Source organism: Pseudomonas sp. MAG002Y, assembly GCF_019400845.1.
Lineage (GTDB): Bacteria > Pseudomonadota > Gammaproteobacteria > Pseudomonadales > Pseudomonadaceae > Chryseomonas > Chryseomonas luteola.
Map to the genome: position 1 here is coordinate 63,555 of NZ_WOEJ01000014.1, position 12,345 is coordinate 75,899.

15 protein-coding genes are annotated in these 12,345 nt (G+C 54.5%); 10 read left to right on the top strand and 5 right to left on the bottom strand.

Going from position 1 to position 12,345, the window contains the following annotated elements:
* Nucleotides 1–42: 42 nt before the first annotated feature.
* From GM154_RS18925 to dcp, 3 genes are all read right to left on the bottom strand, one after another.
* Nucleotides 43–309: a hypothetical protein gene (locus GM154_RS18925; protein WP_122044769.1), complete on the bottom strand. Its 267-nt coding sequence runs from the start codon at nt 307–309 to the stop codon at nt 43–45.
* Between the two features lie 141 nt (nt 310–450).
* Nucleotides 451–1,287, bottom strand: a complete 837-nt coding sequence (locus tag GM154_RS18930) for an inositol monophosphatase (protein WP_219653051.1) — start codon at nt 1,285–1,287, stop codon at nt 451–453.
* Nucleotides 1,288–1,459: 172 nt separating this feature from the next.
* Nucleotides 1,460–3,649 (bottom strand): peptidyl-dipeptidase Dcp, encoded by a 2,190-nt coding sequence (gene dcp, locus GM154_RS18935; RefSeq protein WP_219653052.1) that lies wholly within the window; start codon nt 3,647–3,649, stop codon nt 1,460–1,462.
* Nucleotides 3,650–3,915: 266 nt separating this feature from the next.
* On the opposite strand from dcp, the gene GM154_RS18940 reads away from it, so the two are divergent.
* From GM154_RS18940 to GM154_RS18980, 9 genes are all read left to right on the top strand, one after another.
* Nucleotides 3,916–4,422 (top strand): GNAT family N-acetyltransferase, encoded by a 507-nt coding sequence (locus tag GM154_RS18940; protein ID WP_219653053.1) that lies wholly within the window; start codon nt 3,916–3,918, stop codon nt 4,420–4,422.
* A 102-nt stretch (nt 4,423–4,524) separates the two neighbouring features.
* Entirely contained in the window at nt 4,525–6,120 is a 1,596-nt protein-coding gene (locus GM154_RS18945; RefSeq protein WP_010794692.1) for an ABC transporter substrate-binding protein, read from the top strand.
* A gap of 98 nt (nt 6,121–6,218) precedes the next feature.
* Complete coding sequence (locus GM154_RS18950) at nt 6,219–6,419, top strand: hypothetical protein (RefSeq protein WP_074824259.1); 201 nt, start codon at nt 6,219–6,221, stop codon at nt 6,417–6,419.
* Between the two features lie 23 nt (nt 6,420–6,442).
* A complete protein-coding gene (locus tag GM154_RS18955) occupies nt 6,443–6,862 on the top strand; it encodes a GNAT family N-acetyltransferase (RefSeq protein ID WP_219653054.1) in 420 nt (139 codons plus the stop codon).
* A 196-nt stretch (nt 6,863–7,058) separates the two neighbouring features.
* Nucleotides 7,059–7,673 carry a hypothetical protein gene (locus GM154_RS18960; protein WP_019367006.1) on the top strand — a complete coding sequence of 205 codons (615 nt, stop codon included), beginning with the start codon at nt 7,059–7,061 and terminating at the stop codon, nt 7,671–7,673.
* Between the two features lie 222 nt (nt 7,674–7,895).
* Nucleotides 7,896–8,327, top strand: coding sequence for a nuclear transport factor 2 family protein (locus tag GM154_RS18965; RefSeq protein WP_074824250.1), 432 nt, complete (start codon nt 7,896–7,898; stop codon nt 8,325–8,327).
* 90 nt (nt 8,328–8,417) lie between these two features.
* The gene (locus GM154_RS18970) at nt 8,418–9,155 is read left to right on the top strand and encodes a DUF72 domain-containing protein (protein WP_374940329.1); all 738 of its coding nucleotides are present in this window, start codon (nt 8,418–8,420) and stop codon (nt 9,153–9,155) included.
* 114 nt (nt 9,156–9,269) lie between these two features.
* Nucleotides 9,270–9,818 carry a non-canonical purine NTP pyrophosphatase gene (locus tag GM154_RS18975; protein WP_010794698.1) on the top strand — a complete coding sequence of 183 codons (549 nt, stop codon included), beginning with the start codon at nt 9,270–9,272 and terminating at the stop codon, nt 9,816–9,818.
* A gap of 2 nt (nt 9,819–9,820) precedes the next feature.
* Nucleotides 9,821–10,612: an SIR2 family protein gene (locus tag GM154_RS18980; RefSeq protein WP_010794699.1), complete on the top strand. Its 792-nt coding sequence runs from the start codon at nt 9,821–9,823 to the stop codon at nt 10,610–10,612.
* Nucleotides 10,613–10,638: 26 nt separating this feature from the next.
* On the opposite strand, the gene GM154_RS18985 is transcribed toward GM154_RS18980, so the two are convergent.
* Nucleotides 10,639–11,352 carry a glutathione S-transferase N-terminal domain-containing protein gene (locus GM154_RS18985; RefSeq protein WP_010794700.1) on the bottom strand — a complete coding sequence of 238 codons (714 nt, stop codon included), beginning with the start codon at nt 11,350–11,352 and terminating at the stop codon, nt 10,639–10,641.
* A gap of 216 nt (nt 11,353–11,568) precedes the next feature.
* On the opposite strand from GM154_RS18985, the gene GM154_RS18990 reads away from it, so the two are divergent.
* Nucleotides 11,569–11,805: a DUF2171 domain-containing protein gene (locus tag GM154_RS18990; protein WP_074824233.1), complete on the top strand. Its 237-nt coding sequence runs from the start codon at nt 11,569–11,571 to the stop codon at nt 11,803–11,805.
* Between the two features lie 66 nt (nt 11,806–11,871).
* On the opposite strand, the gene GM154_RS18995 is transcribed toward GM154_RS18990, so the two are convergent.
* Nucleotides 11,872–12,126, bottom strand: a complete 255-nt coding sequence (locus GM154_RS18995) for a DUF2789 domain-containing protein (protein ID WP_074824231.1) — start codon at nt 12,124–12,126, stop codon at nt 11,872–11,874.
* Nucleotides 12,127–12,345 lie beyond the last annotated feature (219 nt).

Sequence of the window (12,345 nt, forward strand, 5' to 3'; positions counted from 1 at the left end):
GGGCGAAAAGCAATTCTTGCCTTTCGCCCTGTGAGATACGTATCAGGCAGCCTTGGGCTGATCAAACAGCATTCGCCCATGGTCCAGGCATTGGTCAACTAGCCATTTGCCGTGAGCAATGGACGCTCTCTGAGCCTGATCCAGTTCGGCCAGGAAGGCATGACTGACCGGAAGCGGCATGCGCCGGGTTACATGCCCGTGCAGGTCGCTTATCCGGCAACCGCCTGCCCAAGGTAAAGGGCTGCCTGGATGCTCCATGATTTCAGCCGTAATGACATGATCGCGGTAGGTACATTGCATGGTACTCATGGTCTGATCCTCGCTTTCGAATGGCATCGTCAGGTTCTCACAGGCATGCCCGCTTCGTACAAGTCTTGTCTCAAAGGATAGATGAACGGTGACACATACACTGTACCGTCATGCCCCCACGCGCAGAAAAACGCAAAAGGCTTAGTTACTGTCCAACGAGGGCCCTATCAGGCCTGTTAGCTGTTCATATACTCCGGGCGCAGCGACCAGAAGCGGATTCCCTCCCAGCAGCCCTTCGCCACGGAAGAAGTCACTCGACCGACCACCGGCTTCCTTGACCATGACAAGACCTGCCAGGCAATCCCAGCTGTTGATAAGCGTCTCGTAATAGCCAATCAACCGACCCGCGGCCACATAAGCCGTCATCAGCGCCCCGGAGCCGTTGCGGATAAACATCCCACCCTCGTCCAACAGACCGGTCAGGAAAGGAATGAAGTTTTCCTTGCCACGGCGGTGCGTTGTACCTACCCCTACGACTCCTTCACGAACGTGTTGGGCAGCATGGGCCTTGAGCAGAATATCATTGACGAACGCGCCCTGGCCCAGGCAGGCATGAAAGAGTTCCTGATGGTTCGGATCGGCGATAGCGCCCAGATAGGGCTCACCGTCAATCATGAGTCCGATGGATACACACCAGCTGTGCAAGCCGTTTACGAAACAGCTGGTTCCGTCGATGGGGTCGATGACCCAGATGCAGCGTGCATCCAATGCTGCAGTACCGTTTTCCTCGCCGATAAAGCCATCCTCCGGAAAACGCTCCGAAAGCTGCGCCCGGATGAAGTCCTCCAGTGTCTTGTCGGCAACACTGACGACATCCTGCAGGTTACCGCCTTTGTGCATTACCGTCAGGCTCGAACGGCGCGCATAGAAGTCCATGCCCAGGCGTGCCGCTTCCTGTGCGATAGCCTTGGCGGCCTCATAGCGTGAATCGATATCGAGGCTATCCGGTGCGCTGGCGCCGGTAACAGTCGTGGTCATGACGGGTCCTTTTCAAAAACATGGTGCAATAATTGGGAGCGCCTAATCTAAGCGCTCCACTGTGACAAATACTGCGCGGCTCGGCATAGGATAAAAAGATGCACTTTAAGCCTAGGCCATGAATGCTGGCAGCAAGACGGACCTTCCAGGCCCATCTACTTATAAGGCAAGCTCAACCCTGGCTATCACCTTTCAGGCCGCGGTTAATCAGCATGGGCTCGATATCCGGCTCATGGCCCCGCCAGTCCCGATAGACCTGCTCCAGATCGGTGCTGTTGCCACGGGAAAGAACCATGTCGCGGAAGCGTTGGCCGTTTTCAGGAGTAAGGCCGCCGTGTTCTCTGAACCACTCGAAGCCATCATCGGCCAGCATCTGTGTCCACAGATAAGCGTAATACCCTGCCGCATAGCCATTGCCCCAGATATGCATGAAATAGCTGGATCGGTAGCGAGGCGGCACATAACTGAGGTTTATGCGGTCCTTCTCCAGCGCAGCCTTTTCAAATGCGTCAACGTCTTGCTGAGGCGCTTCAGCTGCAATCATGTGCCAGTGCATGTCGAGTAGCGCAGCGGCCAGGAGCTCGGTCATGTCATAGCCCTTGTTGAAGCGAGACGCGGTCTTGATCTTCTCGACCAACTCGGCGGGCATGGGCTTGCCGGTTGCGTAGTGCTTGGCATAGTTGGCGAACACCTTGGGATCTTCCGCCCAGTGCTCGTTGATCTGCGAAGGAAATTCGACGAAATCGCTCGGCGTATTGGCGCCCGAGATACTGCCGTACATCTGGTCGGCGAACATACCGTGCAGGGCATGACCGAACTCATGAAACAAGGTTATGACATCGTCCCATGAAAGCAGCGCCGGCTGGCCTGGAGCAGGCTTGGTGAAATTGCAGACGTTATAAACAACCGGCTTGGTGCCCAGCAGCCGGGACTGATCGACGAAGTTACCCATCCAGGCACCGCCACTCTTGTTATCCCGAGCGAAGAAATCGGTGTAGAACAAGGCCATTGAAGAGCCATCCTTGTCGAACACCTCATAAACCTTCACATCCGACTGATACACCGGAATGTCCGTCCGCTCCTTGAACGTAATGCCGTAGAGCGCCTGCGCTGCGTAAAACACCCCATTCTGGAGCACATTATTAAGCTCGAAATACGGGCGAATCTGTGACTCGTCCAGATCGTAACGGGCCTTGCGAACCTGCTCCGCATAATAAGGCCAATCCCAGGCCTGCAACTTGAAGCCGCCCCCTTGCTTGTCGATAACGGCCTGAATATCCGCCGCCTCGCGCTTGGCTCGGGCTGTGGCCGCCGGCGCGATGTCCCGCATGAAACCTAGCGCAGCCTCTGGCTTCTTGGCCATCTGATCCTGTAGCTTCCAGGTTGCATAATCCGGGAACCCCAGCAGCTTAGCCTGCTCGGCTCTCACCTTGGCCAGACGCGCGATAAGCGAGCGGGTATCGTTGGCATCGCCCTTCTCGGCCCGATTCCACGAGGCATCGAACAAGGCCTTACGCGTATCGCGGTTGGCAAGAGACGCTAGCCAAGGCTGTTGCGTGGTGTTCTGAAGAGTGAGCAGCCATTGCTGGTCCAGATGACGGTCCTGGGCTGCCTGTTCGGCTGCCTTGAGCTCAGGCTCGGAGAGTCCCTCAAGCTGATCCTTGTTGCTGACAGCCAGGGCCCCGTTCTTGGCTGCAGCCAGCAGCCGATTCACAAACTGGGTAGTGAGCGTTGCCGCCTCCTGGTTGAGCGATTTGAGCTGGGCCTTATCAGTCTCAGACAGCCGAGCACCTGCCAACACGAAATGCTGATGGGTAATCTCGATAAGCCGCTTGTCCTCGGGTGTCAGATCAAGCGTTTCGCGCTGGTCGTAAACGGTCTGTAGACGGTCGAACAATGTGCTGTTGAGCGTGATCGCATCACCCAGTGCAGCCAGCTTGGGCGACTGCTCTTCATTGATCCGCTGAAGCGTGTCGGACGTATTGGCACCAGTGAGCGCGCTAAAAACTGTCATGACCCTGTCCAGCAGGGCTCCGGCTTTTTCCAGCGCAACGTAGGTATTCTCGAAAGTAGGCGGCTCGGGGTTGTTGGCAATTTGCTCGATTTCAGCCAACTTTTGCCGGATGCCTTCTGTAATGGCGGGCTCGAAGTTCGACTCCTTGATCAGGTCGAACCGAGGTGCCTGAAAGGACAATGCACTCACCTGAAAAAAGGGATTCGCCTGAAGGGCCGAGCCGTTCTTATCTGCCATGTTGACCTCCTGTGCAGTCGTTCCGGCTTCAGTAACAGACTGGGTTTCGTTAGCAAAGGCATAGCTGCCAAGGGACATACTGATAGCCAGAAACAGCAAAGATAGACGCATTAATGCTTACTCTCCCTATTTTTCTTATTCCATGCAGCCACGACGCGGTCATACAAAATAGCGCGTCACATTGGGCACAGCGTAGTTTCAAATTGGCAGGCGAGTCTTGGCGATTGAACTCGAACAAAACGGTGTGAACCGCAGACCGCAATTTGTTATAAGCAAAGAAACCCGTCTGGGCCGGGCCTTGGGATAGTATCGCCTGCCCAAGGGATGCACTAGTCTTAAGAACTGCCCCTATCGTTTCAGCCTAATGGAAAGCCGCCATGCCTGTACGAGCAGCAACGTCCGAGGATGCCTCCGCAATCGCCATGATCCATATCGAATCCTGGCGTGCCGCCTATCAAGGCATCATGCCTCAGGCAGTGCTGGATAACCTCCAATACGAGCCCAGATATGCCCATTGGAAATCAAGACTGGAAGCGGAAAATGCTCCGATATGGGTTGCTGAGCGCAGCGGGTCAGTAGCCGGCTGGATGGCGTGCGGCCCTGACCGTGATTGGCCGGAAGAGGCCTCCAGGCGAGAAATTCATGCGATCTACATAGCCCCACGGCACTACCGTACCGGCCTCGGAACAGCGCTGTTACGGCATTATTTCTCTTCGCTGGAGTTGCCCGCTGTTAGTTGTGTATCCCTCTGGGTATTACAGGACAACCTTGCAGCAATGGCTTTTTATCGACAGCACGGCTTCGACCATACAGAAGCCCGTAAAACCCTATCAAGAGGTGGGGTCGACCTGACCGAAGTGAAGCTGACCAAGCGGCTTATCTGACGTGACCCTTGAAATATCTGCTTTCATTTAAATCCTGCCGGTATTCCTGAGCCGCGGTAGCGTACGCGTTTCGCTGAACCTCACGCTTCAAGGAAACGGCTCATGTTCAAGACGCTTTTTACGGCGTTGGTCACGGCTGGCTGCGTGTTCAACGTTTTATCTGCCCAGGCTGCAAGCAACCTGGTCTACTGTTCGGAAGGCAGTCCAGCAGGATTTGACCCCGGCCTGTACACAGCGGGAACCGATCATGATGCTGCGGCCAGTACGTTGTTCAACCGACTGGCCGATTTCGAGCGAGGCGGCACCAAGGCCATTCCTTCCCTTGCAGAGCGTTGGGACATCAGCGAAGACGGCAAGACCTATACCTTCTTTCTACGGCAGGGCGTGAACTTCCATACGACGGACTATTTCAAACCGACCCGCCCCTTCAATGCTGATGACGTCCTGTTCACCTTTCAACGCATGCTGGATAAAGAGCATCCGTTCCGCAAGGCCTATCCCAGCGAGTTCCCCTACTTTACTGGCATGAGTCTGGACAAGAATATCGCCCGGGTTGAAAAGGTGGACGAGCATACAGTTCGCTTCATGCTAAATGAGCGCGACGCTGCTTTTGTGCAGAATTTGGCGATGCGGTTTGCCGGTATCCATTCAGCCGAATATGCCGACCAGCTGCTCAAACAGGGCAAGGCTGAACAGATCAACCAGAAGCCTATCGGTACCGGCCCCTTCGTCTTCAGTCGCTACCAGAAAGACGCCATGATCCGTTTCAAGGGCAACAAGGATTACTGGCAACCGGGACAGGTCAAGCTCGACAACCTTATCTTCTCGATTAATACCGATTCTGCCGTGCGGGCTCAAAAGCTGCGCACAGGCGAATGCCACGTCAGCGTTTACCCTAATCCGGCGGATATTGCCTCGCTGGAGAAAGACCCCAACCTGAAGGTCATGAGTAGCCCTGGCTATAACATTGGCTACCTAGGCTATAACGTTCAGCATCCGCCACTGGACAAGCTGGAAGTCCGCCAGGCGCTCGACATGGCGATCAACAAGCAGAACATCATTGAAGCCGTTTTCCAGGGCGCAGGGCAGCTTGCCGTTAACGGGATGCCGCCCAGCCAGTGGTCCTACAACGAAACGATAAAGGATCTGCCGCGCGACCCGGTCAAGGCCAAGGAGCTTCTCAAGCAAGCTGGCGTCAAAGAAGGCACAAAGATCACCTTATGGGCTATGCCGGTCCAGCGGCCGTATAACCCGAACGCGCGCCTGATGGCCCAGATGATCCAGAACGACTGGGCCAAGATTGGCATTAACGCCGAGATCGTGACGTACGAATGGGGCGAATACCTCAAGCGCGCCAAGAGCGGCCAGCAGGACACCATCCTGGTGGGCTGGACAGGCGACAATGGTGATCCAGACAACTGGCTGGGTACGCTGTATGGCTGCGATGCGATTGGCAGCAACAACTACTCCATGTGGTGCGACAAAACCTACGATGACCTCGTGAAGAACGGCAAGCGTGTCTCCGATCAGGCCGAGCGGACCGAGTTTTACCGTCAGGCTCAGGTGCGCATGAAGGAACAGATCCCCAATACCCCTATCGCCCACTCCACGGCGTTCATGCCCATGCGCAAGAATGTGCAAGGCTATGTAATGAGCCCGCTGGGCCATAACGCTTTCGTTGGGGTCAGCGTTGACTGATGTCGATACGGCGAGCCGTTAATCGCTCGCCGTGTCGCTCGCGGTAGGTAAATACGTCGGTTCGGTTTTATCATGACGGGTTGCTGCAAGAGATCATCATGAGCCGAGCCGATTTTCATCAAGCACATGCCACACAAGCCGTTGCCGAGGCACAGCGCCTGCTTTCCAGACGAGACGAAATGGGCGCACGCTGGCTACCCTGGGTCGCTACTGAGCTCTATAGCCTCAGCCCTACTGAGTACGCCTCGATGGTGAGGCGTGCCTTGGAGCAGCTGGCCGGTAATACGCCCAATACCTGAATGCTATTTGTCCTCAGAGAGCTATGAGCGAACTGCAGTACGGCCTCCTCTCACCTGAACTCCGCCCGCTTATCGATAAGTTTTATCGCGCCCATGGCAGCACCATGCGAGCCGCCAGAGGCGATGGCGTGCGCTATTGGGTAGCCCGGCGACAAGGCATTCTCGGTGTCCTGAACCTTAGTCCCATCGAACAGGGCTTTTGGCTGACGGGCCTCTTCGTTTCACATGAGGAGCGCGGTCAGCGTATTGCTGGCAGATTGCTGGAGCATGCCGTAAACCATGCGGCATCGCCTGTCTGGCTGTTCTGCCACCCCGAACTCGTCCCTTTTTATCAATCCAATGGATTTCAGACACTAGCATCCTTGCCTGAGTCGCTTAGCGATAAACTCCGGCGCTATCAGCAAAGCAAACCCTTGATAGCCTTGGAATACAGCCCGTCGTGATTGCCTTCTGATTCATGTTTCGGTCACATGATGAAGCTATGTTGAAGAAGTATATTACGGCTGCGGCAGCCTCTTACCCGCACAGTCGCCCTGCTATCCGTTTCGCGCAGATGGAAATTTCTTTGCCAGCCTTGAAGCAAAACGGTTGGCTTCGGGTCTTAAGACCATATAGTCCAGACGCGCGCCAGGAGGCCCCATGACTTCGCACCCCCAGCTCCACGGTACCGGTTTTCTCCTTTTGCTAAAGCGTCTGGTCTCCAAGCGCACCTTCGAGGATATTGATCGTCAGCTTGAGCAGCTAGGTACCGAATTTCCCCTGTTCGACCACCCGCCACTGAACATCGACCAGGAAGGCGCAGAAAGCCTTGAGGGGCTTGGTATCCGGGCGTATCAGTTCCAGGTCATGAGTTGTCACCAAGGTAAAATGGGTTTAGGTGCCGCCTTGATGAAGCTGGGCTTTACTCCCGTTTCGAGCACTCCTGAACAGACGCTGTATCGCAACGAGGCGGGTGAAAAACTGATGCTGCGCATGCAGTCCGAATTTGGCGGTGTGCTGCTCAATCTGGTCACGGACTCACCCGCCCTACTGGCCTCCATTCATGCACAAAAAATTGCACCGCCAGCTCCCTGGCAGGCATTTCCTACGGTCGATGTGGGTTGCATGGATACGCTACAAGGCGAGTTGGCGTTCTGGTGGAGTCAGCACTGGACGCCTTATTGGAGCCGCCTGGATGAAAACGAGCGTCTTCAGTACCTACAACTCAACAACGTGCCCGCTGCCTGGAAAGATTTCCTTTCGCTACACGCCTAAGCCACCCTGCTTTGCTGCTTGACGAGAACCTTTTCGCTCAAGCAGCGCTTGCTCTGTTGGCAAAAACAACACGCCAATTGACGCCCTCTCGTGAAACGTCTACAACACATCATGTTGTACGACGACTTATGACCGCTGTGCCTCTTCCATACTCGAACGAGATCTACAGCCATCACGTACAACGATCCATTCCGCATCGCTTACAACAACAAGGAAATGCTCATGCGAAATATCAAGCTGATCGTTGGCTTTCTGTGCCTTTTCAGCGGCTATGCTATGGCCGCCACGTCTTCGGATGAAACGGCGGTAGCTGAGGCCGTGGACAAGCTTACCCAGGCCATGTGGCACAAGGATATTGCCAGTCTGAATGCCCTGACGGCCGAAAATCTTACCTATGGCCATTCCAGCGGCAACATCCAAGATAAGAAAGCATTCATTGCGGATATCGAAACAGGCAAAAGCGCATTCAAAGAGCTGAAAATGCTCAACCAGAAAATCACAATGTCGGGTGATGTGGCCCTGGTTCGCAATCATTTTTCTGCACAAGCCATCAATAGCGGCAAGTTGACGCCTACTGAAATTGAAAACTTTCAGATCTGGCAAAAACAGAACGGAGAATGGCTGTTGATCGGCCGTCAGGCTTTCCGCTTCTAACCAGGCACCTGCCGCTTCCCCGCTACGAAGCGGCAGAATCAATCACCTGATCCGTTAGTCAAACACAGATCAGACACGACTGGCTTAAAACTGATCTTGAATACACTTCCCTACATTGGATGTGCTGGCTGGAGCCTGCCGCGTTCACAGTGGCCCGACTTTCCGGCAGAGGGCACCCACTTGCAGCGCTACGCTGCCCGCTTTAATACCGTTGAAATCAACTCTTCGTTTTACCGCCCTCACCAACCGGCGACCTACGCCAAATGGGCTGACTCGACGCCAGAGGGTTTTCGCTTCGCAGTAAAGGTCCCCAAGCAGATCACTCACATTCAGCGCCTCGCTCACGGCGGAGCACTGTTGAACGGCTTTCTGTCGGAGTGCAGTCACTTGGGAGAGAAACTGGGCTGCCTGCTGATCCAGCTTCCTCCTTCACTGGCATTCAAGGCAGAACTTACCCGTGACTTTCTGGAGGATCTTAGGGCGCGCTACAACGGACACGCCGTTCTTGAACCCCGCCATGCCAGCTGGCAACGTGATGATGCCCAGTCCATGCTGATGGCTTATCGAATCGGCCAAGTAGCTGCCGATCCCTCTCCATTGGCGAACGGCAACATGCCCGGTGCATCGCCGGAGGTGGTCTACTACCGCCTTCACGGCTCGCCCCAGATCTATCACTCCTCCTATACCCATGATGCCCTTGCGTCTCTGGCCCAGACCTTGGCACATCATCATGGACGGAGCGTTCCCACATGGTGCATTTTTGATAACACCGCCAGCGGCGCAGCCGTACCCAACGCACTGGACATGCAACGTCTGCTTGCAGGCTGATGGCGTATGCCGACCGCCGGACCTTTTGAAGGCGAACCCTTGGTTATCCACTTCCCTCTAAATCAGAGAGGTAGCGAGCCGCCCTGAGAATCGTAATGCCTTTGCAGGCCAGCCATGAAAATTCGATTTATTTCCAGCAACACGCGAAAGATTGAAGAAGTCTCTCACCTGCTCGCAAGAACGCGAATCGAGATTGTCCCCTACCAGATCAAAATCGATGAACTGCAAACCGAGGATGTGTGCCAATTGATCAGCGACAAGCTGCTCAAAGCCTTCCGCCTCGTTGGGAAGCCTGTATTCGTTGAACACACCGGGCTTTACATCAAGAGCCTGAATGATTTCCCTGCCGGCCTTACACAGCTCTTCTGGGACAAGCTACTGGCAGAACGCTTCTCCTCCGTCATAGGCGGCCTTGAAGATCCCTCAGCCGTGGCCAAGACGCTGATCGGCTACTGTGACGGTCGCAAGAAATACTTCTTTGAGGGTGCCGTTCCTGGGCGAATCACAGAGCAGCCGGCCGGTGATAGCAGCTTTGAATGGGATTGTGTGTTCATGCCTGATGGCCTTGATCAAACCTTTGCCCAATTGGGGCCACGCAAGCATGAGTACTCCATGCGACGGCAGGCGCTGGAAAAATTCGTCAGCTTTATCGAGGAGTCCTGAAAATGGAAAGCCTCAAGGACGCTTACCGTAGCAATCGGCTGATCCTGTTCGTAGGGGCTGGAGTATCGGCCAACCTTGGCTTGCCGCCCTGGAAACAACTGATCGAAGAAGTTGCCGTCCAGCTGGATTATGACCCGGACGTCTTCAATACCTACGGCAACTTTCTTGCGCTAGCCGAGTATTACCGTATCAAGAAGGGCAACATCGGTGCGCTCAGAAGCTGGATGGACCGGGAGTGGCATAAAGATATCGATATCACGGCATCAGAAATACATCGGCTGATCGTACAAGGCCGGTTCTCAGCGATCTACACCACCAACTACGACCGCTGGCTGGAATATGCCCACGATGCCTATCAGCGAGAGTACATCAAGATCGCCAATGCCAGCGATCTGGCCAAGGCGCAGGACAACATCAGGCAGATCATCAAATTTCATGGGGATTTCGACGATGACTCGTCGATTGTGCTGGCCGAAACAAGCTATTACGAACGGCTTCAATTCGAGACGCCGCTCGATATCAAGCTGAGAGCCGACACACTGAGCAAAGCCGTTCTGTTCATTGGTTACAGCCTTTCGGATACCAATATCCGGCTGCTCTTCCATAAGCTTTCAAAGATGTGGAGCAAGTATGAGCCCTCCGGCGTCAGGCCCATCTCCTATGTCTTTTCCCATATGCCCAATCCGGTACAGGAAGAGATCCTGAGCCAGTGGGGCATCCGCATGATTTCGTCAGACCATGACGATCCCGGCCATGCCCTGACGTGCTTTCTCAAGGAGCTGGTCGATTCCTGATGAAGCAGGCATCCATGCCCCTGCCCTTACAACGAGCGAGCGTACTGACCGCGGCCGAACATGCGGTCATAGTCATCCGGTGTGGCTTCTGAACGCGAGGCCACGCCTTCCGCCTGAATCTCCTTGGTCATCTCGACCAGTCGAATGGCAGCAGGTCGCTTTGAAATCTCGCCCAACCAGCGTGTCAGATGGGTATAACGCTCATGGGGTAAGCCAAGGAACTCGAGAATGGCCATCCAGGGATACGTCGCGATATCGGCAATCGAATAGGTATCGCCGCCCAGATAAGAGTGGGTAGCCAGACGCTGGTCGATAAGCTCAACCAGGCGCAGCGCCTCAGTGGTATAGCGCGAGCGCGCGTAGTTGGAGACTTCAGGCTCGAAGCGCGTAAAGTGGACATACTGACCGAACATGGGGCCGACTCCAGTCAACTGGATCATCAACCACTGCATGACGTCATAACGTGCCGTACCGCTTGCAGGCAGAAACTTCCCCGTCTTCTCAGCAAGGTACTGCAGGATTGCACCCGACTCGAACACACGATATGGCTCCCCGCTCGGTCCGTCAGGATCGATCAACACAGGAACCTTGCTGTTCGGATTGAGTGCCTTGAAGGTATCGGTGAACTGTTCCCCCTTCCAGACATGTACATGCTTGAACCGGTAAGCCAGTTGCAGCTCCTCCAGCATCAGCACCACTTTCAGGACATTGGGACTACCCATGCCATAGAGTTCAATCATTACGTTTGCTCCTTATCAGGTCCGTTCGTTACAGCCTTGGACAATGCTGTACATCAGTCAGAAAAAAGGGGTATCGGACAGTTCTGCTCGCTCATCAGGAGAGTTGAAAAATGCCTCCTGTCGCTCACTTAGAACGTTAGCCATTCGGCAAACCTCTGAATAGATAGCGGATGATTACCTACAGAACCCTTTGTCCTATTTGCCGGAGAAACCTGCATGGTTGATGTCGATAAAATCCCTGTTCAAGCGGACGTACTAGGCTCCGATGGTCAACACGTCGGCAAGGTCTATGACATTGTGGATCGCAATAAACTCAAGCTTGAGCGAAGTGATCCAGATGCTCAGGGGCAATATCACCTGATTCCTCTGGAATGGGTGGCCCGCGTAGACGGCGCTACCGTCCACTTGGCACGAACATGCGAAGAGGCACAGCGGGATTGGCAGACGGGATAAGCAGGAATCTGAAAAGCAAAACGGTGGGCCGAAACCCACCGTTTTATTACCTTCCAGGCCTACCATTCAGGTCGCTTGAAACGGCTTATTCTCGTGCAGCAGTACGTTGAGTTCATCAACGATCGGCTCCCACTCGGCATCGTTCATGATTTCTTCTTTCAAAAACGCCGCCTGGCTGGGCGTCCAAAAAGGTGCTTCGGAAATCTTGACGTCATCGGGAAGCGGATAGTGCTTGGCGACAAACGCGTCAATACTGGCCTTATCTGAATCCAGACCCAATTGATCGAATAAGGTTGTGAGATCTTTTACAGGAAGTTCCATAGTCATCTCTCCAGGCTTTCAAATCAGTCCGTAGCAAACTGGGACGTAATGCAGTGTCGTCACTTAATCGCTTACGAAGCATTTACCAATAGAGAGGCAGCTGAGCGCATCGGTTCAATCACAGGCCATCAGCAGATGCATTTGATCTGGAAGCAGCCGAGCAAGTGAGAAAGATCACAAAAACGTAGTCATACCGTCATAAGAGCTTAAAAAGGCGGC

What these genes read in the sequence shown, in the direction of transcription:
- GM154_RS18995 (WP_074824231.1), bottom strand. Translation starts at nt 12,126, where the DNA reads ATGGAACTTCCTGTAAAAGATCTCACAACCTTATTCGATCAATTGGGT.
- GM154_RS18990 (WP_074824233.1), top strand. Translation starts at nt 11,569, where the DNA reads ATGGTTGATGTCGATAAAATCCCTGTTCAAGCGGACGTACTAGGCTCC.
- GM154_RS18965 (WP_074824250.1), top strand. Translation starts at nt 7,896, where the DNA reads ATGCGAAATATCAAGCTGATCGTTGGCTTTCTGTGCCTTTTCAGCGGC.
- GM154_RS18945 (WP_010794692.1), top strand. Translation starts at nt 4,525, where the DNA reads ATGTTCAAGACGCTTTTTACGGCGTTGGTCACGGCTGGCTGCGTGTTC.
- GM154_RS18925 (WP_122044769.1), bottom strand. Translation starts at nt 309, where the DNA reads ATGAGTACCATGCAATGTACCTACCGCGATCATGTCATTACGGCTGAA.
- GM154_RS18985 (WP_010794700.1), bottom strand. Translation starts at nt 11,352, where the DNA reads ATGATTGAACTCTATGGCATGGGTAGTCCCAATGTCCTGAAAGTGGTG.
- GM154_RS18975 (WP_010794698.1), top strand. Translation starts at nt 9,270, where the DNA reads ATGAAAATTCGATTTATTTCCAGCAACACGCGAAAGATTGAAGAAGTC.
- GM154_RS18955 (WP_219653054.1), top strand. Translation starts at nt 6,443, where the DNA reads ATGAGCGAACTGCAGTACGGCCTCCTCTCACCTGAACTCCGCCCGCTT.
- GM154_RS18940 (WP_219653053.1), top strand. Translation starts at nt 3,916, where the DNA reads ATGCCTGTACGAGCAGCAACGTCCGAGGATGCCTCCGCAATCGCCATG.
- GM154_RS18930 (WP_219653051.1), bottom strand. Translation starts at nt 1,287, where the DNA reads ATGACCACGACTGTTACCGGCGCCAGCGCACCGGATAGCCTCGATATC.
- dcp (WP_219653052.1), bottom strand. Translation starts at nt 3,649, where the DNA reads ATGCGTCTATCTTTGCTGTTTCTGGCTATCAGTATGTCCCTTGGCAGC.
- GM154_RS18950 (WP_074824259.1), top strand. Translation starts at nt 6,219, where the DNA reads ATGAGCCGAGCCGATTTTCATCAAGCACATGCCACACAAGCCGTTGCC.
- GM154_RS18980 (WP_010794699.1), top strand. Translation starts at nt 9,821, where the DNA reads ATGGAAAGCCTCAAGGACGCTTACCGTAGCAATCGGCTGATCCTGTTC.
- GM154_RS18960 (WP_019367006.1), top strand. Translation starts at nt 7,059, where the DNA reads ATGACTTCGCACCCCCAGCTCCACGGTACCGGTTTTCTCCTTTTGCTA.